A 26,699-nucleotide genomic window follows, 5' to 3' on the forward strand; every position below is an offset into this window, starting at 1 on the left:
CCATATTGTTATGCGGTGAATTACGCCAGCAGGCGGTAGCCTGGCAGGGTCAAGAAATCGATCAGTTCATCCGAGGTAGTGATTTGCTCCATCAGGCGCGCGGCATCGTCAAAACGCCCGCTGCTGTAGCGGTGTTCGCCCAGCTCGTCCTGAATCACCAGCATCTCTTCGGCCAGCATCTGACGGAACAGCGGTTTGGTAACCGGCTTGCCGTTGCTGAGCGTCTTCTCGTGGTGGATCCACTGCCAGATGGAGGTACGGGAGATTTCGGCGGTGGCCGCGTCTTCCATCAGACCGTAAATCGGTACGCAGCCGTTACCGGAGATCCACGCTTCGATGTACTGCACCGCGACACGGATATTGGCGCGCATGCCTTCTTCAGTACGCTCACCTTCACAAGGTGCCAGCAGTTGCTCTGCGGTAATCGGGGCATCTTCTTCACGGGTCACGAACAGCTGATTTTTGTTTTCACCGAGTACGTCGTTGAACACCGCCATGGCGGTATCTGCCAGTCCCGGATGGGCAATCCATGTGCCGTCATGACCGTTATTTGCTTCCAGTGCTTTGTCCGCTTTTACCTTGGTCAGAACCTGGTTGTTACGTTCCGCATCTTTGCTGGGAATGAACGCTGCCATGCCGCCCATCGCGAATGCGCCACGTTTATGACAGGTTTTAATCAGCAGACGCGAATAGGCGCTGAGGAATGGTTTATCCATCGTCACCACCTGACGGTCCGGCAGCACGCGATCCGGGTGGTTCTTCAGTGTTTTGATATAGCTAAAAATGTAGTCCCAACGACCGCAGTTCAGACCCACAATGTGGTCACGCAGGGCGTGCAGAATTTCGTCCATCTGGAAGACGGCAGGCAGCGTTTCAATCAGCAGGGTCGCTTTAATGGTACCGCGCGGCAGGTTAAAGCGGTCCTCTGCATAGCTGAACACTTCGCTCCACCATGCCGCTTCTTGCCAGGCCTGCGTTTTTGGCAGATAGAAATAAGGGCCGCTGCCTTTCGCCAGCAACGTTTTGTAGTTGTGGAAGAAATAGAGGGCAAAGTCGAACAGGCTACCCGGGATAGATTCGCCACGCCAGGTGACGTGTTTTTCCGGCAGGTGCAGACCACGAACGCGACATACCAACAGAGCCGGATTAGGTTTGAGCTGATAAATTTTACCCGCTTCGTTGGTGTAGCTAATGGTGCCATTGACCGCATCGCGCAGGTTGATCTGCCCGTCGATAACTTTGCTCCACTCAGGAGCCAGTGAATCTTCGAAGTCAGCCATAAAGACTTTGACGTTCGCGTTCAGCGCGTTGATGACCATCTTGCGCTCAACGGGTCCGGTGATCTCTACGCGGCGATCCAGTAAATCATCAGGAATTCCGCGAATTTTCCAGTTACCTTCACGAATGGAAGCTGTTTCCGAAATAAAATCAGGCAACTTACCGTCATCAATATCCTGCTGCTGCTGGATACGTGCAGCCAGAAGTTTATTCCGCTTTGGCGTAAATCTTGTCACCAGTTCAGTCAGAAACTCCACTGCTTCAGCGGTCAGAATTTGCTGTTCCTGTTCGCCACACGGCCTGGTGAAGACCAGTTCATCGGTTGTCGTTGCCTGTTGATTCATTGCGTAGTTCCTCGTCATTGATCCAAACACATCCCCAATGCGAACGAAGGATCGTTGTGCGCTTTTCGTTCAGCACAACTAAGACTACTCATTTAAATTTCAAAATCAAAAACAATTTCCATTTTTAATTTAATTATCAATTAACCTATTGATAACAATATAAATAAAATTTAATTACACGATGAGGTGCGTTTCGGAAATAAAAAAGGCACCCGAAGGTGCCTGATTCAATATGCTGAAACGCTTAAGGATCGTCTGCTACAGAAGATTAATCCAGCGTTGGATTCATGTGACGCAGATCATATGGCGTGATCTGGTAGACGTAATAGTTGAGCCAGTTGGTAAACAACAAATTACCGTGGCTACGCCAGGTTGCCCGCGGTTTGTTTTGCGGGTCATCTTTCGGGAAATAGTTATAGGGTACTTCCGGCGATAAGCCCGCTTCGACGTCACGAAAATATTCGCTGCCGAGTGTATGGTCGTCATACTCAGGGTGACCCGTCACGAAGGCGATACGTTTGTCTTTGCTGGCAAACAGGTAGGCATCTCCCTCTTCGGTTTCAGCAAAGATCTCGAGATCGGTGTAGTCGCGGATAAGCGCTGCAGGGAAATCAGCATAGCGGGAATGCGGGGCCAGGAACGCATCATCGAATCCACGCGTCAGTAGCGCATGAGGGTGCAGAATATGGTGCTCATAGACGCCTGAGAGTTTGTCCGTGCGGGTTTGCTTGGGAATTCCGTACAGGATATTCAACGCGGCCTGCACCGCCCAACAGACAAATAGCGTCGAGGTAACGTGATCTTTGGCCCATTCAAGCACTTGTTTAATCTGCGGCCAGTAAGCCACATCATTAAATTCAACCAGGCCCAACGGCGCGCCGGTCACGATCAATCCGTCAAAGTTCTGATCGCAGATATCCTCGAAATTACAGTAGAAGTTATTCAGATGCTCCGTTGGGGTGTTGCGTGACTCGCGGGCATCGATGCGCAATAGCTGAACATCTACCTGCAGCGGTGAGTTAGACAGTAAGCGCAGGAACTGGTTTTCCGTTTCAATCTTCTTGGGCATCAGGTTGAGGATGAGCACCTTCAGTGGACGAATTTCCTGACCGGAAGCGCGGGATGTCGTCATCACGAAGACGTTTTCCTCACGCAAAAAATTGACGGCGGGTAGCTCGTCCTGCACGCGAATTGGCATAACCTGATAACCTCACAACATACGTTTAAACGTTTAGACATCCAGATAGCTGAAGATACCCAGGAATCATGCGAATGTCGAGCTTGCATCCTCAAGTTGAGAAAGTTTCACGGCTCCTTGCTGTAGAATAGTGCAGTAAAGAAAAAAGGAGAATGCTATGAACCTTACCATTCGTCGTTCGCGTCAGGACGAAGGAGATAAGTTAGTTTCTATTTGGTGTCGCTCAGTAGATGCCACGCACCATTTCCTCTCTGCGGATTATCGGATTGAGCTGGAGGAGCTGGTACGTTCATTTTTACCAGAAGCCCCTCTGTGGGTTGCAGTGACAGAACAGGATGAGCCCGTCGCTTTTATGCTCCTGACCGACCAGCATATTGATGCTTTGTTTGTCGATCCGGATGTGCGTGGTAGTGGTGTTGGTAAACTGCTGATTGAACATGCTTTATCAATGAGTTCAACGCTAACAACCAACGTTAACGAGCAGAATGAGCAAGCGGTTGGATTCTATAAGAAGATGGGATTTAGCGTGACGGGACGTACAGAGGTGGACGATCTCGGACGACCGTACCCGTTACTCAACCTCGTACGCGGGTAGCAGGACTAGCTTTTGTAGGCCGGATAAGGCGATATGCCGTATCCGGCAGTGTGCAGACGTGTTGCCTGATGCGCTGCGCTTATCAGGCCTACAAAATACGTTCAGCCCGGCCCCTGTAGGCCGGATAAGGCGGTACGCCGCATCCGGCGGTTTTCATTCCACACAGACGCAAAAAAGCCCATCCGTCAGGATGGGCTTCTTCACTAAATTAATGCCTGGCAGTTCCCTACTCTCGCATGGGGAGACCCCACACTACCATCGGCGCTACGGCGTTTCACTTCTGAGTTCGGCATGGGGTCAGGTGGGACCACCGCGCTACAGCCGCCAGGCAAATTCTGTTTATCAACACACCTCCTGGGCATGTCGATGTAATCTGTAATCAAACTGAATCTTGTGTCTGTCTCTTCGCCAAAACATCTTCGGCGTTGTAAGGTTAAGCCTCACGGTTCATTAGTATCGGTTAGCTCAATGTATCGCTACACTTACACACCCGACCTATCAACGTCGTCGTCTTCAACGTTCCTTCAGGACCCTTAAAGGGTCAGGGAGAACTCATCTCGGGGCAAGTTTCGTGCTTAGATGCTTTCAGCACTTATCTCTTCCGCATTTAGCTACCGGGCAATGCCATTGGCATGACAACCCGAACACCAGTGATGCGTCCACTCCGGTCCTCTCGTACTAGGAGCAGCCCCCCTCAATTCTCCAGCGCCCACGGCAGATAGGGACCGAACTGTCTCACGACGTTCTAAACCCAGCTCGCGTACCACTTTAAATGGCGAACAGCCATACCCTTGGGACCTACTTCAGCCCCAGGATGTGATGAGCCGACATCGAGGTGCCAAACACCGCCGTCGATATGAACTCTTGGGCGGTATCAGCCTGTTATCCCCGGAGTACCTTTTATCCGTTGAGCGATGGCCCTTCCATTCAGAACCACCGGATCACTAAGACCTGCTTTCGCACCTGCTCGAGCCGTCACTCTCGCAGTCAAGCTAGCTTATGCCTTTGCACTAACCTCCTGATGTCCGACCAGGATTAGCTAACCTTCGTGCTCCTCCGTTACTCTTTAGGAGGAGACCGCCCCAGTCAAACTACCCACCAGACACTGTCCGCAACCCGGATTACGGGTCTACGTTAGAACACCAGCCATTAAAGGGTGGTATTTCAAGGATGGCTCCATGCAGACTGGCGTCCACACTTCAAAGCCTCCCACCTATCCTACACATCAAGGACCAGTGTTCAGTGTCAAGCTATAGTAAAGGTTCACGGGGTCTTTCCGTCTTGCCGCGGGTACACTGCATCTTCACAGCGAGTTCAATTTCACTGAGTCTCGGGTGGAGACAGCCTGGCCATCATTACGCCATTCGTGCAGGTCGGAACTTACCCGACAAGGAATTTCGCTACCTTAGGACCGTTATAGTTACGGCCGCCGTTTACCGGGGCTTCGATCAAGAGCTTCTCCTTACGGATAACCCCATCAATTAACCTTCCGGCACCGGGCAGGCGTCACACCGTATACGTCCACTTTCGTGTTTGCACAGTGCTGTGTTTTTAATAAACAGTTGCAGCCAGCTGGTATCTTCGACTGATTTCAGCTCCATGAGTAAATCACTTCACCTACATATCAGCGTGCCTTCTCCCGAAGTTACGGCACCATTTTGCCTAGTTCCTTCACCCGAGTTCTCTCAAGCGCCTTGGTATTCTCTACCTGACCACCTGTGTCGGTTTGGGGTACGATTTCGTGTTACCTGATGCTTAGAGGCTTTTCCTGGAAGCAGGGCATTTGTTACTTCAGCACCGTAGTGCCTCGTCATCACACCTCAGCGTTAAAAGGTACCGGATTTACCTGGAACCTCCGCCTACATGCTTAAACCGGGACAACCGTCGCCCGGCTAACATAGCCTTCTCCGTCCCCCCTTCGCAGTAACACCAAGTACAGGAATATTAACCTGTTTCCCATCGACTACGCCTTTCGGCCTCGCCTTAGGGGTCGACTCACCCTGCCCCGATTAACGTTGGACAGGAACCCTTGGTCTTCCGGCGTGCGGGTTTTTCACCCGCATTATCGTTACTTATGTCAGCATTCGCACTTCTGATACCTCCAGCATACCTCACGATACACCTTCAACGGCTTACAGAACGCTCCCCTACCCAACAACACATAGTGTCGCTGCCGCAGCTTCGGTGCATGGTTTAGCCCCGTTACATCTTCCGCGCAGGCCGACTCGACCAGTGAGCTATTACGCTTTCTTTAAATGATGGCTGCTTCTAAGCCAACATCCTGGCTGTCTGTGCCTTCCCACATCGTTTCCCACTTAACCATGACTTTGGGACCTTAGCTGGCGGTCTGGGTTGTTTCCCTCTTCACGACGGACGTTAGCACCCGCCGTGTGTCTCCCGTGATAACATTCTTCGGTATTCGCAGTTTGCATCGGGTTGGTAAGTCGGGATGACCCCCTAGCCGAAACAGTGCTCTACCCCCGAAGATGAATTCACGAGGCGCTACCTAAATAGCTTTCGGGGAGAACCAGCTATCTCCCGGTTTGATTGGCCTTTCACCCCCAGCCACAAGTCATCCGCTAATTTTTCAACATTAGTCGGTTCGGTCCTCCAGTTAGTGTTACCCAACCTTCAACCTGCCCATGGCTAGATCACCGGGTTTCGGGTCTATACCCTGCAACTTAACGCCCAGTTAAGACTCGGTTTCCCTTCGGCTCCCCTATTCGGTTAACCTTGCTACAGAATATAAGTCGCTGACCCATTATACAAAAGGTACGCAGTCACACCCCGAAGGATGCTCCCACTGCTTGTACGTACACGGTTTCAGGTTCTTTTTCACTCCCCTCGCCGGGGTTCTTTTCGCCTTTCCCTCACGGTACTGGTTCACTATCGGTCAGTCAGGAGTATTTAGCCTTGGAGGATGGTCCCCCCATATTCAGACAGGATACCACGTGTCCCGCCCTACTCTTCGAGTTCACAACACATGCACTTTTGTGTACGGGACTTTCACCCTGTATCGTGCGACTTTCCAGACGCTTCCACTAACACACATGCTGATTCAGACTCTGGGCTGCTCCCCGTTCGCTCGCCGCTACTGGGGGAATCTCGGTTGATTTCTTTTCCTCGGGGTACTTAGATGTTTCAGTTCCCCCGGTTCGCTTCATTACGCTATGTATTCACATAATGATAGTGTGACGAATCACACTGGGTTTCCCCATTCGGAAATCGCCGGTTATAACGGTTCATATCACCTTACCGACGCTTATCGCAGATTAGCACGTCCTTCATCGCCTCTGACTGCCAGGGCATCCACCGTGTACGCTTAGTCGCTTAACCTCACAACCCGAAGATGTTTCTTTCGATTCATCATCGGCTTGCAAAAATTTGAGAGACTCGAACACACCGCTTTTCATTTCTTATTACGGAGAAATGAAACAGTGTGTCGTTTCAATTTTCAGCTTGATCCAGATTTTTAAAGAGCAAAACTTCTTAATGCACTCGAAAGTACATTCAGAAGTTCATCATTCATCAGACAATCTGTGTGAGCACTGCAAAGGTCGGTTCTTTAAGGTAAGGAGGTGATCCAACCGCAGGTTCCCCTACGGTTACCTTGTTACGACTTCACCCCAGTCATGAATCACAAAGTGGTAAGCGCCCTCCCGAAGGTTAAGCTACCTACTTCTTTTGCAACCCACTCCCATGGTGTGACGGGCGGTGTGTACAAGGCCCGGGAACGTATTCACCGTGGCATTCTGATCCACGATTACTAGCGATTCCGACTTCATGGAGTCGAGTTGCAGACTCCAATCCGGACTACGACATACTTTATGAGGTCCGCTTGCTCTCGCGAGGTCGCTTCTCTTTGTATATGCCATTGTAGCACGTGTGTAGCCCTACTCGTAAGGGCCATGATGACTTGACGTCATCCCCACCTTCCTCCAGTTTATCACTGGCAGTCTCCTTTGAGTTCCCGACCGAATCGCTGGCAACAAAGGATAAGGGTTGCGCTCGTTGCGGGACTTAACCCAACATTTCACAACACGAGCTGACGACAGCCATGCAGCACCTGTCTCAGAGTTCCCGAAGGCACCAAAGCATCTCTGCTAAGTTCTCTGGATGTCAAGAGTAGGTAAGGTTCTTCGCGTTGCATCGAATTAAACCACATGCTCCACCGCTTGTGCGGGCCCCCGTCAATTCATTTGAGTTTTAACCTTGCGGCCGTACTCCCCAGGCGGTCGACTTAACGCGTTAGCTCCGGAAGCCACGCCTCAAGGGCACAACCTCCAAGTCGACATCGTTTACGGCGTGGACTACCAGGGTATCTAATCCTGTTTGCTCCCCACGCTTTCGCACCTGAGCGTCAGTCTTTGTCCAGGGGGCCGCCTTCGCCACCGGTATTCCTCCAGATCTCTACGCATTTCACCGCTACACCTGGAATTCTACCCCCCTCTACAAGACTCTAGCCTGCCAGTTTCGGATGCAGTTCCCAGGTTGAGCCCGGGGATTTCACATCCGACTTGACAGACCGCCTGCGTGCGCTTTACGCCCAGTAATTCCGATTAACGCTTGCACCCTCCGTATTACCGCGGCTGCTGGCACGGAGTTAGCCGGTGCTTCTTCTGCGAGTAACGTCAATTGCTGCGGTTATTAACCACAACACCTTCCTCCTCGCTGAAAGTACTTTACAACCCGAAGGCCTTCTTCATACACGCGGCATGGCTGCATCAGGCTTGCGCCCATTGTGCAATATTCCCCACTGCTGCCTCCCGTAGGAGTCTGGACCGTGTCTCAGTTCCAGTGTGGCTGGTCATCCTCTCAGACCAGCTAGGGATCGTCGCCTAGGTGAGCCGTTACCCCACCTACTAGCTAATCCCATCTGGGCACATCCGATGGCAAGAGGCCCGAAGGTCCCCCTCTTTGGTCTTGCGACGTTATGCGGTATTAGCTACCGTTTCCAGTAGTTATCCCCCTCCATCGGGCAGTTTCCCAGACATTACTCACCCGTCCGCCACTCGTCACCCAAGGAGCAAGCTCCTCTGTGCTACCGTTCGACTTGCATGTGTTAGGCCTGCCGCCAGCGTTCAATCTGAGCCATGATCAAACTCTTCAATTTAAAAGTTTGATGCTCAATGAATTAAACTTCGTAATGAATTACGTGTTCACTCGTTGAGACTTGGTATTCATTTTTCGTCTTGCGACGTTAAGAATCCGTATCTTCGAGTGCCCACACAGATTGTCTGATAAATTGTTAAAGAGCAGTTGCGACGCGCTTTAGCGCTCTGTCGCGAGGTGGCGTATATTACGCTTTCCTCTTTCAGAGTCAACCCTCATTTTCAGGTTTTTCTCTTCAACCTAACCGGCTGTTTGTGTGAAGTGATTCACATCCGCCGTGTCGATGGAGGCGCATTATAGGGAGTTTCCTGCGGCCCGCAACCCTTAAATGACAGAAAAATGACTGACTGCTGCATTCCACAGCAAAACCCTGCCTTATACCCATTTACACACAGAGTTATCCACAAACCACACGATCGTATCTACGATCCTCTCGTTATATCAGCCTCCTTCAACAGAAAAAGAAGAGGTCAAAATCGAAAATTAAAAATTCGCGAGCGTTGCGCAAACGTTTTCGTTACAATGCCCCCGCAAAACAAGGATGCCCCGTAAGGGGCGTTAGCTGAGTTTTTAGCCAAGAATTCACCTAACGCTCTCTGTAATAGTCAAATCCAGGGGATTTACCATGCAACAACGTCGTCCAGTCCACCGCGCTCTGCTCAGTGTTTCTGACAAGGCCGGTATCATCGAATTCGCTCAGGCACTTTCCGCACGTGGTGTGGAGTTGCTGTCTACAGGTGGCACTGCGCGCCTGTTAGCGGAGAAAGGTCTGCCAGTGACCGAAGTTTCCGATTACACCGGCTTCCCGGAAATGATGGATGGACGCGTGAAGACCCTGCATCCGAAAGTCCACGGCGGCATTCTTGGTCGTCGCGGTCAGGATGACGGAATTATGGAACAGTACGGTATCGCCCCTATCGATATGGTGGTTGTAAACCTGTATCCGTTCGCCGAGACAGTGGCACGCGAAGGCTGCTCGCTGGAAGATGCGGTAGAGAACATTGATATTGGCGGCCCTACCATGGTGCGTTCCGCTGCCAAGAACCATAAAGACGTAGCGATCGTTGTGAAGAGCAGCGACTACGACGCCATTATTAAAGAGATGGATGCCAACGAAGGCTCCCTGACTCTGGAAACCCGCTTTGACCTCGCGATTAAAGCCTTCGAACACACCGCCGCCTACGACAGCATGATTGCCAACTACTTTGGCAGCATGGTTCCGGCTTACCACGGTGAGAGCAAAGAGGCCGCCGGTCGTTTCCCGCGTACGCTGAACCTGAACTTCATTAAGAAGCAGGATATGCGCTACGGCGAGAACAGCCACCAGCAGGCTGCCTTCTATATAGAAGAGAATGTTAAAGAAGCGTCCGTTGCCACCGCGCAGCAGGTACAGGGCAAAGCGCTTTCCTACAACAACATCGCCGATACCGACGCGGCGCTGGAGTGCGTGAAAGAGTTCAGCGAGCCAGCCTGTGTGATCGTTAAGCACGCTAACCCGTGCGGCGTGGCGGTAAGTACCTCTATTCTCGACGCTTACGACCGCGCCTATAAAACCGACCCGACCTCCGCATTCGGCGGCATCATCGCTTTCAACCGCGAACTGGATGCCGAAACCGCGCAGGCAATTATCTCCCGTCAGTTCGTGGAAGTGATCATCGCCCCGTCCGCAACCGAAGACGCACTGAAAATCACCGCCGCCAAACAGAACGTTCGCGTTCTGACCTGCGGTCAGTGGGCACAGCGTGTACCGGGCCTCGACTTCAAACGCGTTAACGGCGGTTTGCTGGTTCAGGACAGGGATCTGGGGATGGTGAGCGAAGGCGAACTGCGCGTGGTGTCCAAACGTCAGCCGACCGAGCAAGAGCTGCGCGATGCACTGTTCTGCTGGAAAGTCGCCAAGTTCGTGAAATCCAACGCCATTGTTTATGCCAAAGAGAACATGACTATCGGCATAGGCGCAGGCCAGATGAGCCGCGTGTACTCCGCAAAAATCGCCGGGATTAAAGCGGCTGACGAAGGTCTGGAAGTGAAAGGCTCTGCAATGGCCTCTGACGCCTTCTTCCCGTTCCGCGATGGTATTGATGCTGCCGCCGCCGTTGGCGTGAGCTGCGTTATCCAGCCAGGTGGTTCTATCCGTGATGATGAAGTCATTGCCGCTGCCGATGAACACGGTATCGCGATGATCTTTACCGACATGCGCCACTTCCGCCATTAATCCACGGAGCAGACGATGAAAGTATTAGTGATTGGCAACGGCGGGCGCGAGCACGCCCTGGCCTGGAAAGCCGCACAGTCCCCGCTGGTTGATACCGTTTTTGTTGCACCAGGTAACGCGGGCACCGCACTGGAACCAGCACTGCAGAACGTGGCTATCGGCGTCACCGATATTCCAGCTCTGCTGAGCTTTGCCCAGAACGAGAAAATTGACCTGACCATCGTCGGCCCGGAAGCGCCGCTGGTGATTGGCGTGGTCGATGCGTTCCGCGCCGCTGGCCTGAAGATCTTCGGGCCAACCGAAGGTGCTGCACAGCTGGAAGGCTCCAAAGCCTTCACCAAAGATTTCCTCGCCCGTCACCAGATCCCGACGGCGGAATATCAGAACTTCACTGAGATTGAGCCAGCGTTGGCCTATCTGCGTGAGAAAGGCGCGCCGATCGTCATCAAAGCTGACGGCCTGGCTGCTGGTAAAGGCGTTATCGTGGCGATGACGCTGGAGGAAGCAGAAGCCGCCGTTCATGACATGCTGGCAGGTAACGCTTTTGGCGATGCGGGCCACCGTATCGTGATCGAAGAGTTCCTCGACGGCGAAGAAGCGAGCTTTATCGTAATGGTCGACGGCGAGCACGTGCTGCCGATGGCCACCAGCCAGGACCACAAACGCGTAGGCAACGGCGACACTGGCCCGAACACCGGCGGTATGGGTGCTTACTCACCAGCGCCGGTGGTAACTGATGAAGTGCATCAGCGCACCATGGAACGCATTATTTGGCCAACCGTAAAAGGTATGGCGGCGGAAGGGAATACCTACACCGGTTTCCTGTACGCGGGTCTGATGATCGACAAACAGGGCAATCCGAAGGTTATCGAGTTCAACTGCCGCTTCGGCGATCCGGAAACCCAGCCGATCATGCTACGCATGAAATCGGACCTGGTGGAGCTTTGCCTGGCCGCCTGCGACGGCAAGCTGGATGAGAAAACCTCCGAGTGGGACGAACGCGCCTCGCTGGGTGTCGTCATTGCTGCCGGAGGTTATCCGGGCAACTACAACACCGGAGATGAGATCCACGGTCTGCCGCTGGAAGAAGTAGAAGACGGAAAAGTGTTCCATGCGGGCACTAAAATCGCCGAAGACGATCGCGTGCTGACCAGCGGCGGTCGCGTGCTGTGCGCCACCGCCCTGGGTCATACTGTGGCTGAAGCGCAGAAACGCGCTTACGCCCTGATGACCGACATCCGCTGGGATGGCAGCTTCAGCCGTAACGACATCGGCTGGCGCGCCATTGAACGCGAGCAACGCTAACGCGAAATTTTCGCCAGCAGCGTTTTACGCGTAATGCCTAACTGACGGGCGGCTTCCGTTTTATTGCCGCCCGTTTTTTCCAGCGCCGCCAGAATCACCTCTTTTTCGACATCCACCAGCGGTTGGATCTCGCCACTGAATTCCGTTTTTATCGGCGTCGCGGCAATCGCCATCGGCAGCTCGCGTTCGGAAATATATTCTCCCGTCAGCAGCACCACCGAGCGCTCAATCGCATTTTCCAGCTCACGAATATTGCCCGGCCAGTCGTAGTGGATCAGCAGATCCATCGCCTGCGGAGTAAAGCCTTTCACCGCTTTACGGTTACGCGCGGCAAAACGCTGGAGAAAATATTCGGCTAACAGCGGAATATCTTCCCGGCGCTGGCACAGCGCTGGCATTTCAATGGTGACGACGTTCAGGCGATAGTAGAGATCCTGACGAAAGCGCCCGGCACTGACTTCCTCGGCCAGATTACGATGCGTGGCGGCGATCAGCCGGACATCAACCGCAATAGTCTGATTGCTACCAACACGCTGCACTTCTCGCTCCTGGATAGCCCGCAGCAGACGCACCTGCATCAGCGGTGAAATATCACCGATTTCATCAAGAAATAACGTGCCGCCATCGGCTTCCACAAAGCGACCTTCCCGCCGTTTATCCGCCCCGGTAAACGCCCCTTTCTCGTGACCAAAAAGTTCGGACTCCAGCAGCGATTCATTAAGCGCCGCGCAGTTGAGCGTCACCAGCGGTTTATCGCGACGGGCGCTGCTGGCATGCAGCGCCCGGGCCACCAATTCTTTCCCCGTACCGGAGTCTCCGTGAATAAGCACCGTAGCATCCGAGGGCGCAACCATCGCGATTTCATTGAGCAACTTCTGCATCGCCGGACTGCTGCCAATCATGCCAAACTGCGCAGCCGACGCCGATGGCAGTTCAGCGCCCGTTTCCCGCGTATGCGCCAGCGCCTTTTCCAGCGTCTCCTGCAGACGGTCAAAATCCAGCGGCTTGATTAAGTAGTCCAGCGCCCCGGTTTTAAGCGCCTCAACGGCGGTCTCCACACTGGAGAACGCCGTCATGATCAAGACCGGAATCGCCGGATTCAGCGCTTTAATCTCTTTCAGCGTTGCGATGCCGTCCATCTCCGCCATGCGTACATCACACAGTACTAAATCAAATACGCGTTCGCGCACCTGTTCCAGCGCCGCTCGCCCGCTATAGGCCAGCGCGACCTCATAACCCCAGCCGCGCAGCAGCGCCTGTAAAATGGTGCAGTGGCTGATATCGTCATCTACCACCAGAATATTGATTTTTCCGCGCGTCATCCTTGTTAATCCTGTTGTTTCGCTTTGGTCGGCAGCCAAAGGGTAAAGGTCGCGCCTTTGCCCTCAACGCTTGCCACCTGAATGGTGCCACCGTGCTGTTCGATAATGTTCTGCACTACCGCCAGCCCGAGGCCGGTTCCGTCAGCTTTGGTCGTATAGTAAGGCGTAAAAATGGCCTCCAGCTGTTCCGCCGCAATCCCCTTCCCACTATCGGTAACCACAATTTTAACGCGATCGCCGCTGCTTTCATTCGCTTCAACCGTGATCGTGCCCTGACGACCAATCGCATGAATGGCGTTCAGATACAGATTCAACAAAACCTGAGTCAGTCGGTCAGGATCGGCCTGGATAGCGGGCAGCGTAGAATTGGCCGAAAAGCGGAGCTGGATTTCCCGGCTTGCCGCATCCTGACTCACCAGGTGTAATGAGTGGGTGATAACCTCATTGAGATCCACCTTTTGCAGCGTCAGATGCGCAGGTTTCACCAGCTCCAGCAACTCACTCACCACCCGATTTAAACGATCCGCCTCTTTCGCCATCACCTGTGCCAGCTCGTGCGACTCGCCTCCTGCCGGGGTTCGCTCGGCAAAATACTTCGCTAACCCTTTGATCGATGAAAGCGGGTTACGAATTTCATGCGCCACCCCAGCCGCAAGATGACCGAGCGCTAACAGTTTTTCTTTACGCTTCATCGCATCCTGGAGTTCTTTGTACGAGCGCTGATAGCGCTGATACCAGAAGAACGTCAGCACGGTGGCCAGCAACACAGCCGCCAGCGCAGAGAGGACTATCAGTGTGTTACGCCACTCCCTTGCCTGAGTCGCTGTCAGATCGCTGGCATCAAAGGCGATAAATATGGTTTGTGCAGGGGTGATAAGCTGCCCGTCATTGCTGGCACAGCGCGCCATGCCGTGGCGTCCTGGACCATACATCGGCTGAAACTGGCGATAAATTTCCAGTGCTGGCGTTTTTTCACCATCCCTCGCTGGAATTTCAATATTCCGCCAGCTTTCTTGCTCCCCAGGACTAAGCTGTCGCAGGACATCCGATGAATAGAGCGTTTTGCCGACCATCGCGGAATTGCTGTGGGTAATAATGACACCATGCTCATCGACGACAGCAAACCATAGCACGCCAGGCTGTACAGCCATTTCCTCCAGTAGCGTCTGCTGCTGGGCATGATGCATGCGCATCCCCATGCCTACGCGCGTACCAGACTCCAGAGCGCGAATGAGCACACTGCCTTTTTCCAGTAGCGTTTGCCGCGCGGCGCCACTTTCCCGCCCATAGTCCCGAATGGTCATAATCGAAAACCAGCCGACCAAAACCAGGATTGCCGCCAGCAAGAGTCGGCTCAACCACTTTGCCACCGTATCCTTATAAAGACGCATACGCTCTCCCTTCACCCCGCTTGTTCCTTTCATCGTTGCAGGTATACAGCAGAAATCATGCCATTTTTTCCCCCTGATAACCCTGCCCTCAGACACAAACAGCTGAAAGTAACGAGTAAAAATGACTCGCTGGCGCGTTCTGGCGAGTCATTTTTACTCGTTTCCCTGCAAAGACGGCGGGTACAACGCCCCGCAGGACTCGGATTGCCGCTTTGGCACGGAAGATGCAAAAGGGAATGTAAGCTAACCAACAGGAGAACGAACGATGAAACGGAACAACAAACTGGCACTGATTGCACTTTCTCTTATCGCACTTGGCTCCACCCCGGTACTGGCACAGAATCACTGGGGATATGGTGATGGAATGCAGCAACGGGGCGGTACGCCAATGACCGCTGAGCAGCAGGCTGCCGCACAGAAAATCTATGATGATTATTATTCCCAGACCAGCGCGTTGCGCCAACAGCTGACATCCAAACGTTATGAGTACAACGCACTATTAACGGCCAGCTCGCCGGACACGGCAAAAATTAACGCCGTTGCAAAAGAGATGGAAGCGTTGAATCAGTCTCTGGACGAGCAGCGCGTTAAACGTGATGTCGCAATGGCGCAGGCTGGCGTGCCACGTGGAGCGGGAATGGGCTACGGCGGATGCGGCGGTGGCGGTAACCATCGCGGCGGCGGTCATATGGGAATGGGCCACTGGTAAAAGACTTAATGCCTGATGACGCTATACGGATCAGGCCTGCTGATTTCCTGTATTCAGGTTTTCAGAAAGTTTTTGCTGTAGGCTGCCAGTGACAAAAATCTTCATTGGCGACCAGCAGTAGCTGCGACCCTTCGGGCGCTTCCAGCCATGCCACACTCACCTCTACGGATGAATGTCTCTGGCGGCGCTCGATATGGTTTATCGCCCACGACTCCAGGTCTGGCTTCAGCGTTTCACCTTCACAGGTTGTGACCGTGTTATCCGCATGCCAACGTCCCTGACGCAATATCACCCGTCCCTGACGCAGCGCATCGCTGGTCTGGCGAATTTGATCGGCACGATAGCGGTAAAGCGCGATTTGATCGCTGGAAAGCTGCTGCTTTTGCCCGTCGACTTCACGCTGCATGAAGCTCAGTTCGCCCCGGTCATCGAAGCGTATACGGACATGTTCAGCCGGTTTACTGTAAACGTTGAGTTCTATCAGAGAGAGCGAATCACCCTGCCAGCGGTATTCACTGGTAGTGGTTTCGCCTTTACGCCACGGACTAAATACCGAGAGCAAGTGAACATCGTCACCGGAGTCTTTACGCCAAATGCGTACCGCCCCCTGATCGCCAACATAGCCGCTGGCCGTGAACGGAGGAAGCTCAGAATGGCTACCGCAGGCTGACAGTAACAGAACACCTGAAAGCCAAAGCGAATGACGCCAGATGGACAAAAGGGGCGAAACCGCCCCTTCGTTAAAACTGTTCACTGCCACGCGAATTACTTAACCGCGTCTTTCAGTGCTTTACCAGAAACAAATGCCGGTACGTTAGCTGCGGCGATTTTGATTTCTTTACCGGTCTGCGGGTTGCGGCCAGTGCGCTCAGCACGGTGGTTCACTTTGAAGGTACCGAAACCAACCAGTTGTACAGCATCGCCTTCTTTCAGAGACTCAGTAATAGCAGCCAGAGTGGATTCCAGAGCAGCTTTAGCCTGTGTTTTAGACAGTTCTGCTTTGTCTGCAATTACATCAATCAGTTGAGTCTTGTTCATAAGTTATCCTTACAATGTGTTTATCGCTTGCTAAGCATCGAGTGCGACGGAAATGCCAGAAAAGCACTCTCCTGCATACACGCACCGATAGCCACTTTTTTTCGCCCCCCAAATGTAGACCAGACCGGGGGCGGATGGGAAGCCTTCAGGCACGACAAATCAGGCGTTAAATCACGTTTTGTGGTGTCATTGCTGAAAATTTATACCAATATTGCTCTCGCCAGCCTCGCGCAGGTCTGCACGCAGCCCTTTTATCAGCTCAATATCGCGTTCTTCACAGTCGGCTAAAAGTCGGAAAATTTCCCACTGAATATCCCATTCTTGCTCAACGGCAGGGTTCTCTTTGAGCTCTTCATCGGTCATTTCGCGACCAGCCTGAGTCATTTCCAGCATCGCAACCGTCGTAATCGAAGCCTTACTCACTTCGATTGCATGCTCCAGCGTTTCACCGCTAAGACGCGAATGCATCAGCTCGCTTAATGCCACACAGGCATCAATCGCCGGATAAACACCGTACAGATCGTAATCGTCTGCAGAAGGAATGGCCTCTTCAAATTTTTCCAGCTGGCTGTCGAAATTGATTTTCGCGTCTTTAACCGTCAGCGCTTCCCAAATCAGATCCAGAATTCGGCGGTAAATCTGTCCATCGCCAAATTCAGTTTGCTTGCAGAACATGGCGTAGTTTGGGTACATGCGTTCGCACAGACAGGCCATAAACGTGACGTGCTGCCAGCTTTCCAGCTTCTCCAGACGCAGGTGAATCGGATTTTGTAACATGATGAGTTCTCAAATACGGAAATTAGCCGCAGTTTACCCGATATAGGGCGTTTTTGCTGCAAGCCGAGTAAAAGCCGGGCGTTCGGATGCTACCGCATCTGCCCAGCGTGTTGGTTCCGGCAAACGATAGCCGTTCATACAGCGTTGAACCCACGCCAGTGCGCTGTCCATACTCACGCGGTGACCCGTAGAAATAAACAACGGGTTACAGCGCGCTTTACTGCGCCAGACCCATGCCAGTTGTTCGCCTTTATCCAGCAACGGCGCTAGCGCACCAGGTTCAGCAGCGAGCGGTTCAAACTTGCCGCACAGCCGCTTTTTCGCCACGCCGATCGTCGGGACATCCACCAGCAGACCAAAATGGCTGGCCACGCCCAGACGACGCGGGTGAGAAATGCCATGACCATCAACGAACAGCAGATCTGGCTTGTGCGAGAGCAGTTGCCAGGCGGCCATCAGCGCGGGAGTTTCACGAAAGGAGAGAAAACCGGGAATGTAGGGCATGGTGGTGGCGATACGCGCCACCTTGTATTCGACCAGTTCAAGCGTGGGATACTTCAGTAAGACCATCGCGGCTCGCGTCACTTCGCCACCCTGCTCAAACCCAACGTCCGCCCCGCCGATCAGATCCGGCTGATCGTTCTTCAGACGATCCTCGCGGATCACTGAAGAAGCCAGTTCAAGCTGCTGCGCGCGTAATGACGCGAGATCCATGATGACTCCTTAGCGGTGGTACTGTTCGGACAACCGATGTACCGCCTCCACAAAGACACCCGCATGTTCTGGCGGGACGTCCTGATGAATGCCGTGGCCCAGGTTAAAGACATGCCCTTCACCCTGACCGAATCCGGCCAGAATTGTCGCCACCTCTTCTTCGATGCGGGCTGGCGGCGCATACAGCATGGACGGATCCAGATTGCCCTGGAGCGCCACTTTATGACCTACACGACGACGCGCATCGGCAATGTCAGTGGTCCAGTCGAGACCTAACGCATCACAGCCGGTCTCCGCCATCGCTTCCAGCCACTGACCACCGCCTTTGGTAAACAGGGTCACCGGTACGCGACGACCTTCGTTCTCGCGCAGCAGGCCATCAACGATTTTGTGCATGTAGTACAAAGAAAACTGCTGATAGTCGCGACCGGTCAGCACGCCACCCCAGGTGTCGAAAATCATCACCGACTGCGCACCCGCTTTGATCTGCGCGTTCAGGTACAGCGTGACGCTCTTCGCCAGCTTATCAAGCAGCAGATGCAGCGCTTTAGGGTCGGCGTACATCATCTTTTTAATCACGGTGAAGGCTTTGCTGCTGCCGCCTTCAACCATGTAGGTCGCCAGCGTCCACGGGCTACCGGAGAAGCCGATCAGCGGCACTTCGCCTTTCAGTTCACGGCGGATAGTGCGCACCGCGTTCATCACGTACCCCAGCCCATCTTCCGGGTCCGGGATCGGCAGTTTGTCGACATCAGCCTTGCTGGTAATCGGAGAGGTGAAGCGTGGGCCTTCTCCTGCTTCAAAATACAGCCCGAGTCCCATCGCATCCGGGATCGTCAGGATATCCGAGAAGAGGATCGCGGCATCAAGTTTATAGCGACGCAGCGGCTGCAGCGTGACTTCGCAGGCCAGCTCGGCATTTTTGCACAGCGCCATAAAATCGCCCGCTTCGGCACGGGTAGCTTTGTATTCCGGTAAATAGCGGCCTGCCTGGCGCATCATCCATACCGGAGTGACATCAACGGGCTGGCGCAGCAGCGCACGCAGATAACGATCGTTCTTCAGTTCGGTCATTTTTGCAGTTCCTTATTGCGTCAGTCCATCAGTGTATCACCACTCGCTCTTTACTCGTACTCAGCCCGACACATTGCCACAGTGTCTTCAATCAATCGACGCGCGACAGTACCCGGCGGGGGTAAGAGCGGTAAGTCGTCATAGCGATACCAGTTCGCTTCCAGCAGCTCTTTCGGGTCGATGACGATTTCGCCGCTATCATACTCCGCCATAAATGCGGTCATCAAAGACTGTGGGAATGGCCACGGCTGAGAAGTGACATAGCGCAGATTTTTCACCTTAATCCCGCTTTCTTCCATAACTTCACGCGCCACCGCCTGTTCTAAGGTCTCACCTACTTCGACAAAACCCGCCAGTACGGTATGCACGCCGTTACGATGGCGAACATGTTGGGCAAGCAGGATGGAATCATCTCGGCGAATAGCGACGATTATGCACGGGGCAATTTGCGGGTAATAACGTTCACGGCAGTGGCTACAGAGCATCGCCCACTCCGTTTTACTCGGGTGCATGGGATGGCCGCAGTAGCCGCAGAATTTATGCGAGCGATAGAACTCCGCCAGCTGTACGCCGCGTCCGGCCAGTTGAAACAGGCCAACATCCTGGTCAATGACCTGGCGCACCGACCCCATATCGTGTCGACGCTGCTGCTGTACCAGCCAGACAGTTTCCCCTTCCCACTCGCCTATTGGCAGCGCGCGCTGACCAATCAGATCAAAACGGGCTGCGTCGCCATAAGGTAGCTCGCCATGAGGTAACCATAACTTTTGCTCATGACTGACGATCCACCAGCCGCTATCTAATTTTTCAATTATACGATCCATATCTCTTGCGCAACCTTTGCTTCACAGGCATGTTGTTTACATTATTTTTACATTTACGGGTGAGCAGTTCCTAAACACCATCTTGCGGAGTCAATCATGCTAAACCAGCTGGAAAGCCTGACGGAGCACGTCGGAGGAAGTAATAAACTGGTTGATCGCTGGCTACATGTACGTAAGCACCTGCTCGTGGCTTACTACAATCTGGTTGGCATTAAGCCTGGCAAAGAATCGTACATGCGACTCAATGAAAAAGCGCTGGATGATTTTTGTCAGAGCCTGGTCGATTACCTCTCCACCGGACACTTCAGTATTTATGAACGTATTCTCCATAAATTGGAAGGGAACGGGCAGCTTTTAAAAGCCACAAAAATTTGGCCGCTGCTGGAAGCCAATACGCAGCTGATCATGGACTACTATGACTCCAGCCTGGAAACTGCGATTGATCATGATAACTTCCTTGAATTTCAACAGGTTTTATCGGATCTCGGCGAAGCACTGGAAGCCCGATTCGTGCTGGAAGATAAGCTGATCATGCTGGTATTTGACGCGATGCACGAGAGCAGCACTCTCAAACGTCATGCTTGAGATTTACGGCATTAACGCGTAGTTTACATTCATTACCTCTTTACTGAGGTTACTTCTTGTCGGAGTGCTTATTTTCCACAGCAGCATGAGTGGAAAAGGCTGAGACCGTTAATTCGGGATCCGCGGAACCTGATCAGGTTAAAACCTGCGAAGGGAACAAGAGTCAATCTACAATAGCATCGCCCCCGGGCGAGCTTCTCTCTTGCTTCATCCGTCGTCTGACAAGCCATATCCTTACTTTTATTTGGAATGAGCTATGTCTGCCACTACTAAACCATCACGCCGCGAACAGCGCGCCCAGGCCCAACATTTTATCGATACCCTGGAAGGGACCGCCTTCCCTAACTCAAAACGCATTTATATTACCGGTTCGCAGCCGGATATCCGCATTCCGATGCGCGAAATTCAGCTCAGCCCAACACTGACTGGCGGTAGCAAAGACAACCCGCAGTTCGAAGAGAACGAAGCCGTTCCGGTATACGACACCTCCGGACCGTATGGCGATCCTGACGTGGCGATTAACGTCCAGCAGGGTCTGGCAAAGCTGCGCCAGCCGTGGATTGCGGCGCGTAACGATAGCGAAGAATTAGACGACCGGAGTTCCGCTTATACCAAAGAACGTCTGGCCGACGATGGCCTGGACGAGCTGCGTTTCACCGGCTTGCTGACGCCAAAGCGCGCCAAAGCGGGTAAACGAGTCACCCAACTGCACTACGCCCGCCAGGGAATAGTGACCCCGGAGATGGAGTTCATCGCCATTCGTGAAAACATGGGTCGCGAGCGCATTCGCAGTGAAGTGCTTCGCCACCAGCATCCGGGGATGAACTTTGGTGCACGCCTGCCGGAAAACATCACGCCGGAATTCGTGCGTGATGAAGTGGCCGCGGGCCGAGCGATTATTCCTGCCAACATCAACCACCCGGAATCCGAGCCGATGATTATCGGTCGCAACTTCCTGGTGAAGGTTAACGCCAACATCGGTAACTCTGCCGTCACCTCCTCCATTGAAGAAGAGGTAGAGAAGCTGGTGTGGTCGACGCGCTGGGGCGCTGACACGGTGATGGATCTCTCCACCGGTCGCTATATCCACGAAACCCGCGAGTGGATCCTGCGTAACAGTCCGGTACCGATCGGTACTGTGCCGATCTACCAGGCGCTGGAGAAGGTCAACGGGATCGCCGAAGATCTCACCTGGGAAGCCTTCCGCGACACGCTGCTGGAGCAGGCCGAACAGGGCGTCGACTACTTCACCATTCACGCGGGCGTGCTGCTGCGCTACGTGCCGATGACTGCCAAACGCCTGACCGGCATTGTCTCACGCGGCGGTTCAATTATGGCGAAATGGTGCCTTTCTCATCACAAAGAGAACTTCCTGTACGAACATTTCCGCGAGATTTGCGAAATCTGCGCCGCCTACGACGTCTCTTTGTCGCTGGGTGACGGCCTGCGCCCGGGTTCAATTCAGGATGCGAACGACGAAGCGCAGTTCTCCGAGCTGCATACGCTGGGCGAGCTGACCAAAATCGCCTGGGAATACGACGTGCAGGTGATGATAGAAGGTCCAGGTCATGTGCCCATGCATATGATCCAGCGCAACATGACCGAAGAGCTGGAGAACTGCCATGAAGCACCGTTCTACACTTTAGGACCGTTGACCACCGATATCGCACCGGGCTACGACCACTTCACTTCCGGGATCGGCGCGGCGATGATCGGTTGGTTTGGCTGCGCAATGCTGTGCTACGTCACGCCAAAAGAGCACCTCGGCCTGCCGAACAAAGAAGATGTTAAACAAGGGTTGATTACCTACAAGATTGCCGCCCATGCAGCTGACTTAGCAAAAGGTCATCCGGGCGCGCAGATCCGCGATAACGCCATGTCGAAAGCGCGCTTCGAATTCCGCTGGGAAGACCAGTTTAACCTCGCGCTCGACCCGTTCACCGCCCGTGCCTACCACGATGAAACCCTGCCACAGGAATCCGGTAAGGTCGCCCACTTCTGCTCCATGTGCGGGCCGAAGTTCTGCTCGATGAAAATCAGCCAGGAGGTTCGCGACTACGCTGCTGCACAAACGATTGAAGTCGGCATGGCAGATATGTCGGAGAACTTCCGCGCCAAAGGCGGCGAAATCTACCTCAAAAAAGAGGAGGCGTAATGTACCAGCCTGATTTCCCGACCGTGCCGTTTCGCCTCGGGCTTTACCCGGTGGTGGACAGCGTGCAATGGATTGAACGCTTGCTGCAGGCGGGCGTATGCACGATCCAACTGCGCATTAAAGATAAGCGTGATGAAGAGGTCGAAGCCGACGTTATGGCCGCCATTGAACTGGGTCGTCGCTATAACGCCCGTCTGTTTATCAACGACTACTGGCGTCTGGCAATTAAGCACCGCGCTTACGGTGTACATCTGGGCCAGGAAGACCTTGAAACCACCGACCTGAAGGCGATTCAGGCGGCGGGGCTGCGCCTGGGGGTCTCCACTCACGATGATATGGAGATCGACGTCGCGCTCGCCGCTAAGCCTTCTTATATCGCGCTGGGTCATGTTTTTCCCACGCAAACCAAACAGATGCCTTCCGCCCCGCAGGGACTCACGCAACTGGCAAACCATATTGAACGATTAGCGGATTACCCGACCGTCGCCATTGGCGGTATCAGCCTTGAGCGCGCCCCGGCGGTACTGGCGACCGGCGTCGGCAGCATTGCCGTGGTCAGCGCCATTACCCAGGCGGCTGACTGGCAGGTCGCCACGGCCCAACTACTGGATATCGCGGGAGTGGGCGATGAATGACCGCGACTTTATGCGTTACAGCCGACAGATCCTGCTCGGCGATATCGCCATTGAAGGCCAGCAAAAGCTACTCGATAGCCATGTGCTGATTGTCGGTTTAGGCGGGTTAGGTTCGCCTGCCGCGCTGTATCTGGCGGGAGCAGGCATCGGAAAACTGACGCTGGTAGACGATGACGACATTCATCTGAGCAACCTGCAGCGCCAGATCCTGTTTACCACTGATGATATCGCACGTTCAAAATCGCAGGTTGCCCAGCAGCGCCTGACGCGGCTCAACCCGGATATCGAGCTGGTGTCACTCCAGCAGCGACTGAAAGGCGATGCGCTTCGGCATGCGGTAGCGCGTGCCGATGTGGTGCTCGACTGTACCGATAACATGGCCACGCGCCAGGAAATTAACGCCGCCTGCGTAACGCTCAACACCCCGCTCGTCACCGCCAGCGCCGTCGGCTTTGGCGGCCAACTGATGGTGCTGACGCCCCCATGGGAACAAGGATGTTACCGCTGCCTGTGGCCGGATGATGTAGAGCCCGAACGCAACTGCCGTACCGCCGGTATCGTCGGACCGGTTGTGGGCGTGATGGGCACCTTGCAGGCGTTGGAAGCGATTAAATTGCTCAGCGGTATTGAGACGCCCAGCGGAGAGCTACGCCTGTTTGACGGTAAAACCAGCCAGTGGCGCAGCTTCGCACTACGACGTGCCAGCGGCTGCCCGGTATGCGGAGGGCAACATGCAGATTCAGTTCAATGATGAGCCGATGCAGTGCGCCGAAGGACAAACCGTCAGTGGGCTGCTCACTGCGCTTAATCAGCTTAAACCGGGCGCGGCGCTGGCGCTCAATCAGCAGATCCTCCCGCGCGAGCAGTGGGAGCAGCAAATCGTGCAGGAAGGCGACCAGATCCTGCTTTTTCAGGTTATTGCAGGGGGTTGATATGTTACGTATTGCCGACAAAACGTTTGATTCGCATCTGTTCACCGGCACCGGAAAGTTTGCTTCATCGCAGCTGATGGTCGAGGCGATTCGCGCCTCCGGCAGCCAACTGGTAACGCTGGCCATGAAGCGCGTGGATTTGCGTCAGCACAACGATGCCATTCTGGCGCCGCTGGTAGAAGCTGGTGTGACGCTGTTGCCCAACACTTCGGGGGCAAAAACCGCTGAAGAGGCGATTTTTGCTGCCCAGTTAGCGCGTGAAGCGCTGGGCACAAACTGGCTGAAATTAGAAATCCATCCGGACGCCCGCTGGCTGTTACCCGATCCAATCGAAACATTGAAAGCCGCAGAAGCACTGGTGAAAAAGGGCTTCGTGGTGCTGCCTTACTGTGGCGCAGATCCGGTGCTGTGCAAACGACTGGAAGAAGTAGGCTGTTCTGCAGTCATGCCACTCGGCGCGCCTATCGGTTCTAATCAGGGGCTGGAAACCAAAGCGATGCTGGAGATTATTATCCAACAGGCGACCGTGCCGGTGGTGGTTGATGCAGGCATCGGCGTCCCTAGCCACGCCACGCAGGCGCTGGAAATGGGCGCCGACGCGGTGCTGGTCAATACGGCAATCGCGGTAGCCGACAGCCCGGTGATGATGGCAACCGCCTTCCGCCTGGCCGTTGAAACTGGCTTGCTGGCACGCCAGGCGGTACCAGGAAGCAAAAGTTCGCAGGCAAGTCCCACCAGCCCGTTAACCGGATTCCTGGAGGCCTTCGCATGAAAACGTTCAGCGACCGCTGGCGGCAGCTGGACTGGGATGACATCCGCCTGCGCATCAACGGTAAAACCGCCGCTGACGTAGAGCGCGCCCTCAACGCTTCGCATCTTAGTCGCGACGATCTGATGGCATTGCTCTCTCCTGCCGCCGCCGATTATCTGGAGCCGCTGGCGCAGCGGGCGCAGAAGCTCACCCGTCAGCGTTTTGGTAACACGGTGAGCTTTTACGTGCCGTTGTATCTCTCCAACCTTTGCGCCAACGACTGCACCTACTGCGGTTTTTCGATGAGCAACCGTATCAAACGTAAAACGCTGGACGAAGATGAGATAATACGGGAGTGTGCGGCTATCCGTGAGCTGGGTTTTGAGCATCTGCTGCTGGTCACCGGTGAACATCAGGCAAAAGTGGGGATGGATTACTTTCGTCGCCATTTGCCTGCCATTCGCCGCCAGTTCGCCTCTTTACAGATGGAGGTACAGCCATTGTCAGAGGCTGAATATGCAGAGCTGAAGACGCTGGGGCTGGATGGCGTAATGGTGTATCAGGAGAGTTATCATGAGGCAACTTACGCTCGCCACCATTTAAAAGGGAAAAAGCAGGATTTCTTCTGGCGCCTGGAAACGCCGGACAGGCTGGGCCGCGCAGGGATCGACAAAATCGGTCTTGGCGCGTTGATTGGTTTGTCCGACAGCTGGCGGGTTGATTGCTATATGGTGGCTGAACATCTGCTATGGATGCAGCAGCATTACTGGCAGAGCCGTTACTCTATCTCCTTCCCTCGCCTGCGCCCATGCACCGGAGGCGTTGAGCCTGCATCGATCATGGATGAGCGACAGTTGGTCCAGACCATTTGCGCGTTTCGTTTACTGGCGCCAGAAATTGAGCTGTCGCTCTCCACCCGCGAATCGCCATGGTTTCGTGACCATGTGATCCCGTTGGCGATCAACAACGTCAGCGCCTTCTCAAAAACCCAGCCCGGTGGTTATGCCGATAACCACCCCGAACTGGAACAGTTCTCCCCGCACGACGATCGTCGCCCAGAAGCCGTTGCTGAAGCACTCATGGCCCAGGGTTTACAGCCCGTGTGGAAAGACTGGGACAGCTATCTGGGGCGCGCTTCACAGGTACCGTAGGTCAGGAGCAATCGCATAAACAAAAAAAACCCGCTTTCGCGGGTTTTTTCTTCACTGGCACTTAACTGCTCGGGCTCTGGCCTTCATCGCTATCGTAAGCGCTCGTGAAATTATCGGCGATTACAGCGCGACAACGTTAACAGCAGACGGGCCTTTAGCGCCATTCTCCACGGAGAACTCCACCTTTTGACCTTCATCTAACGTTTTAAAATCGTTACTCTGGATAGCGGAGAAATGCACAAACACATCCTTGCTACCGTCCTGAGGAGTGATAAAGCCGAAGCCTTTATCAGAGTTAAACCATTTTACTAAACCAGTCATTTTGTTAGACATAGATACTTCCTTTCATGTTTTTGAGCCGCTTATGCAGCGAAGATGGCCTGTTTTGCAGAAATTAACTTATGGGGCACTTAGGGAGGAGGCTCATGAAGAAGAGTATCTGAGGATAACGCTTGAACTGAGAACTGCTTTACTAAAACTGCTTGCATAAGGTCTGTGTTCCAAACCGATGCCGCTATAGTAGACATACTTCTAATCATTAAGCAAGCATTAATTTTTTTAATACCCATTGAGTGATGCAATGTTGAACCATCG

22 protein-coding genes, 3 rRNA genes and 1 riboswitch are annotated in these 26,699 nt (G+C 53.8%); of the genes, 11 read left to right on the plus strand and 14 right to left on the minus strand.

All coding sequences use genetic code 11. The annotated features are described in order from the left end of the window. Positions 1-20: 20 nt before the first annotated feature. Positions 21-1,622 (minus strand): malate synthase A, encoded by a 1,602-nt coding sequence (aceB, locus tag SK35_RS22835; RefSeq protein WP_048215153.1) that lies wholly within the window; start codon positions 1,620-1,622, stop codon positions 21-23. Positions 1,623-1,890: 268 nt separating this feature from the next. After that, on the minus strand, positions 1,891-2,820 hold the full coding sequence (gene metA / locus SK35_RS22840) for a homoserine O-acetyltransferase MetA (RefSeq protein WP_003826503.1): 930 nt from the start codon (positions 2,818-2,820) through the stop codon (positions 1,891-1,893). A 157-nt stretch (positions 2,821-2,977) separates the two neighbouring features. On the opposite strand from metA, the gene SK35_RS22845 reads away from it, so the two are divergent. Then, the gene (locus tag SK35_RS22845; protein WP_003826501.1) at positions 2,978-3,415 is read left to right on the plus strand and encodes an acetyltransferase; all 438 of its coding nucleotides are present in this window, start codon (positions 2,978-2,980) and stop codon (positions 3,413-3,415) included. Between the two features lie 213 nt (positions 3,416-3,628). On the opposite strand, the gene rrf is transcribed toward SK35_RS22845, so the two are convergent. The 3 genes from rrf to SK35_RS22860 form a co-directional block, all read right to left on the minus strand. Next, positions 3,629-3,744 (minus strand): 5S ribosomal RNA (rrf, locus tag SK35_RS22850). Between the two features lie 100 nt (positions 3,745-3,844). Continuing rightward, positions 3,845-6,751: ribosomal RNA gene (locus tag SK35_RS22855) — 23S ribosomal RNA — on the minus strand. Positions 6,752-6,986: 235 nt separating this feature from the next. Further along, positions 6,987-8,528 (minus strand): 16S ribosomal RNA (locus tag SK35_RS22860). The 16S, 23S and 5S rRNA genes sit together here, the layout of an rRNA operon. A 624-nt stretch (positions 8,529-9,152) precedes the next feature. Here SK35_RS22860 and purH point away from each other — a divergent pair. Both purH and purD read left to right on the plus strand, forming a co-directional pair. Then, positions 9,153-10,742, plus strand: a complete 1,590-nt coding sequence (gene purH / locus SK35_RS22865; RefSeq protein ID WP_048215154.1) for a bifunctional phosphoribosylaminoimidazolecarboxamide formyltransferase/IMP cyclohydrolase — start codon at positions 9,153-9,155, stop codon at positions 10,740-10,742. Between the two features lie 15 nt (positions 10,743-10,757). Next, positions 10,758-12,047 (plus strand): phosphoribosylamine--glycine ligase, encoded by a 1,290-nt coding sequence (gene purD, locus SK35_RS22870; protein ID WP_048215155.1) that lies wholly within the window; start codon positions 10,758-10,760, stop codon positions 12,045-12,047. Here purD and zraR read toward each other — a convergent pair. Together zraR and zraS are read right to left on the minus strand one after the other, a co-directional pair. After that, on the minus strand, positions 12,044-13,369 hold the full coding sequence (gene zraR / locus SK35_RS22875) for a sigma-54-dependent response regulator transcription factor ZraR (RefSeq protein WP_048215156.1): 1,326 nt from the start codon (positions 13,367-13,369) through the stop codon (positions 12,044-12,046). The genes purD and zraR overlap by 4 nt on opposite strands. Positions 13,370-13,374: 5 nt before the next feature. Next, the gene (gene zraS, locus SK35_RS22880; protein ID WP_032945658.1) at positions 13,375-14,760 is read right to left on the minus strand and encodes a two-component system sensor histidine kinase ZraS; all 1,386 of its coding nucleotides are present in this window, start codon (positions 14,758-14,760) and stop codon (positions 13,375-13,377) included. Positions 14,761-15,025: 265 nt separating this feature from the next. Here zraS and zraP point away from each other — a divergent pair, with 265 nt between their 5' ends. Continuing rightward, positions 15,026-15,469 carry a zinc resistance sensor/chaperone ZraP gene (gene zraP, locus SK35_RS22885; protein WP_032945657.1) on the plus strand — a complete coding sequence of 148 codons (444 nt, stop codon included), beginning with the start codon at positions 15,026-15,028 and terminating at the stop codon, positions 15,467-15,469. 61 nt (positions 15,470-15,530) lie between these two features. Here zraP and SK35_RS22890 read toward each other — a convergent pair whose 3' ends face one another. The 6 genes from SK35_RS22890 to nudC all read right to left on the minus strand — a co-directional run bounded on the left by SK35_RS22890 (position 15,531) and on the right by nudC (position 19,896). Continuing rightward, entirely contained in the window at positions 15,531-16,223 is a 693-nt protein-coding gene (locus SK35_RS22890; protein ID WP_048216366.1) for a DUF1481 domain-containing protein, read from the minus strand. 11 nt (positions 16,224-16,234) lie between these two features. After that, positions 16,235-16,507, minus strand: coding sequence for a nucleoid-associated protein HU-alpha (gene hupA, locus SK35_RS22895; protein ID WP_001044509.1), 273 nt, complete (start codon positions 16,505-16,507; stop codon positions 16,235-16,237). Between the two features lie 186 nt (positions 16,508-16,693). Beyond that, positions 16,694-17,284, minus strand: a complete 591-nt coding sequence (locus tag SK35_RS22900) for a YjaG family protein (protein WP_003842015.1) — start codon at positions 17,282-17,284, stop codon at positions 16,694-16,696. A gap of 33 nt (positions 17,285-17,317) precedes the next feature. Beyond that, positions 17,318-17,998 carry a deoxyribonuclease V gene (gene nfi, locus SK35_RS22905; RefSeq protein ID WP_048215157.1) on the minus strand — a complete coding sequence of 227 codons (681 nt, stop codon included), beginning with the start codon at positions 17,996-17,998 and terminating at the stop codon, positions 17,318-17,320. A 9-nt stretch (positions 17,999-18,007) separates the two neighbouring features. Beyond that, positions 18,008-19,072 carry a uroporphyrinogen decarboxylase gene (hemE, locus tag SK35_RS22910; RefSeq protein ID WP_048215158.1) on the minus strand — a complete coding sequence of 355 codons (1,065 nt, stop codon included), beginning with the start codon at positions 19,070-19,072 and terminating at the stop codon, positions 18,008-18,010. A gap of 50 nt (positions 19,073-19,122) precedes the next feature. Beyond that, on the minus strand, positions 19,123-19,896 hold the full coding sequence (gene nudC / locus SK35_RS22915) for an NAD(+) diphosphatase (RefSeq protein WP_003033074.1): 774 nt from the start codon (positions 19,894-19,896) through the stop codon (positions 19,123-19,125). A gap of 96 nt (positions 19,897-19,992) precedes the next feature. Here nudC and SK35_RS22920 point away from each other — a divergent pair, with 96 nt between their 5' ends. From SK35_RS22920 to thiH, 7 genes are all read left to right on the plus strand, one after another. Continuing rightward, on the plus strand, positions 19,993-20,481 hold the full coding sequence (locus tag SK35_RS22920; protein ID WP_003826892.1) for an Rsd/AlgQ family anti-sigma factor: 489 nt from the start codon (positions 19,993-19,995) through the stop codon (positions 20,479-20,481). 50 nt (positions 20,482-20,531) lie between these two features. Continuing rightward, a riboswitch (TPP riboswitch) is annotated at positions 20,532-20,654 on the plus strand. Between the two features lie 83 nt (positions 20,655-20,737). Next, on the plus strand, positions 20,738-22,636 hold the full coding sequence (gene thiC / locus SK35_RS22925; RefSeq protein WP_048215159.1) for a phosphomethylpyrimidine synthase ThiC: 1,899 nt from the start codon (positions 20,738-20,740) through the stop codon (positions 22,634-22,636). Beyond that, the gene (thiE, locus tag SK35_RS22930) at positions 22,636-23,271 is read left to right on the plus strand and encodes a thiamine phosphate synthase (RefSeq protein WP_048215160.1); all 636 of its coding nucleotides are present in this window, start codon (positions 22,636-22,638) and stop codon (positions 23,269-23,271) included. Before thiC ends, thiE begins: the two co-directional genes overlap by 1 nt. Continuing rightward, complete coding sequence (locus SK35_RS22935) at positions 23,264-24,022, plus strand: HesA/MoeB/ThiF family protein (protein ID WP_003826902.1); 759 nt, start codon at positions 23,264-23,266, stop codon at positions 24,020-24,022. Before thiE ends, SK35_RS22935 begins: the two co-directional genes overlap by 8 nt. Then, on the plus strand, positions 24,003-24,203 hold the full coding sequence (thiS, locus tag SK35_RS22940; protein ID WP_016155307.1) for a sulfur carrier protein ThiS: 201 nt from the start codon (positions 24,003-24,005) through the stop codon (positions 24,201-24,203). The genes SK35_RS22935 and thiS overlap by 20 nt, the downstream gene beginning before the upstream one ends. A 1-nt stretch (position 24,204) precedes the next feature. Beyond that, complete coding sequence (gene thiG / locus SK35_RS22945) at positions 24,205-24,975, plus strand: thiazole synthase (RefSeq protein ID WP_048215161.1); 771 nt, start codon at positions 24,205-24,207, stop codon at positions 24,973-24,975. Next, entirely contained in the window at positions 24,972-26,105 is a 1,134-nt protein-coding gene (thiH, locus tag SK35_RS22950; RefSeq protein WP_008787119.1) for a 2-iminoacetate synthase ThiH, read from the plus strand. The genes thiG and thiH overlap by 4 nt, the downstream gene beginning before the upstream one ends. 120 nt (positions 26,106-26,225) lie before the next feature. On the opposite strand, the gene cspG is transcribed toward thiH, so the two are convergent. Continuing rightward, on the minus strand, positions 26,226-26,438 hold the full coding sequence (gene cspG / locus SK35_RS22955; protein WP_003033098.1) for a cold shock protein CspG: 213 nt from the start codon (positions 26,436-26,438) through the stop codon (positions 26,226-26,228). Positions 26,439-26,699: the final 261 nt, after the last annotated feature.

It is taken from the genome of Citrobacter sp. MGH105 (genome assembly GCF_001037485.2).
GTDB lineage: Bacteria > Pseudomonadota > Gammaproteobacteria > Enterobacterales > Enterobacteriaceae > Citrobacter > Citrobacter portucalensis.

Coding starts and splice junctions, on each gene's coding strand:
- thiH (WP_008787119.1), top strand. CDS start 24,972: ATGAAAACGTTCAGCGACCGCTGGCGGCAGCTGGACTGGGATGACATC.
- purH (WP_048215154.1), top strand. CDS start 9,153: ATGCAACAACGTCGTCCAGTCCACCGCGCTCTGCTCAGTGTTTCTGAC.
- thiE (WP_048215160.1), top strand. CDS start 22,636: ATGTACCAGCCTGATTTCCCGACCGTGCCGTTTCGCCTCGGGCTTTAC.
- SK35_RS22920 (WP_003826892.1), top strand. CDS start 19,993: ATGCTAAACCAGCTGGAAAGCCTGACGGAGCACGTCGGAGGAAGTAAT.
- zraR (WP_048215156.1), bottom strand. CDS start 13,369: ATGACGCGCGGAAAAATCAATATTCTGGTGGTAGATGACGATATCAGC.
- hemE (WP_048215158.1), bottom strand. CDS start 19,072: ATGACCGAACTGAAGAACGATCGTTATCTGCGTGCGCTGCTGCGCCAG.
- SK35_RS22845 (WP_003826501.1), top strand. CDS start 2,978: ATGAACCTTACCATTCGTCGTTCGCGTCAGGACGAAGGAGATAAGTTA.
- nfi (WP_048215157.1), bottom strand. CDS start 17,998: ATGGATCTCGCGTCATTACGCGCGCAGCAGCTTGAACTGGCTTCTTCA.
- nudC (WP_003033074.1), bottom strand. CDS start 19,896: ATGGATCGTATAATTGAAAAATTAGATAGCGGCTGGTGGATCGTCAGT.
- hupA (WP_001044509.1), bottom strand. CDS start 16,507: ATGAACAAGACTCAACTGATTGATGTAATTGCAGACAAAGCAGAACTG.
- thiC (WP_048215159.1), top strand. CDS start 20,738: ATGTCTGCCACTACTAAACCATCACGCCGCGAACAGCGCGCCCAGGCC.
- zraP (WP_032945657.1), top strand. CDS start 15,026: ATGAAACGGAACAACAAACTGGCACTGATTGCACTTTCTCTTATCGCA.
- SK35_RS22900 (WP_003842015.1), bottom strand. CDS start 17,284: ATGTTACAAAATCCGATTCACCTGCGTCTGGAGAAGCTGGAAAGCTGG.
- aceB (WP_048215153.1), bottom strand. CDS start 1,622: ATGAATCAACAGGCAACGACAACCGATGAACTGGTCTTCACCAGGCCG.
- SK35_RS22935 (WP_003826902.1), top strand. CDS start 23,264: ATGAATGACCGCGACTTTATGCGTTACAGCCGACAGATCCTGCTCGGC.
- thiG (WP_048215161.1), top strand. CDS start 24,205: ATGTTACGTATTGCCGACAAAACGTTTGATTCGCATCTGTTCACCGGC.
- metA (WP_003826503.1), bottom strand. CDS start 2,820: ATGCCAATTCGCGTGCAGGACGAGCTACCCGCCGTCAATTTTTTGCGT.
- cspG (WP_003033098.1), bottom strand. CDS start 26,438: ATGTCTAACAAAATGACTGGTTTAGTAAAATGGTTTAACTCTGATAAA.
- zraS (WP_032945658.1), bottom strand. CDS start 14,760: ATGCGTCTTTATAAGGATACGGTGGCAAAGTGGTTGAGCCGACTCTTG.
- thiS (WP_016155307.1), top strand. CDS start 24,003: ATGCAGATTCAGTTCAATGATGAGCCGATGCAGTGCGCCGAAGGACAA.
- purD (WP_048215155.1), top strand. CDS start 10,758: ATGAAAGTATTAGTGATTGGCAACGGCGGGCGCGAGCACGCCCTGGCC.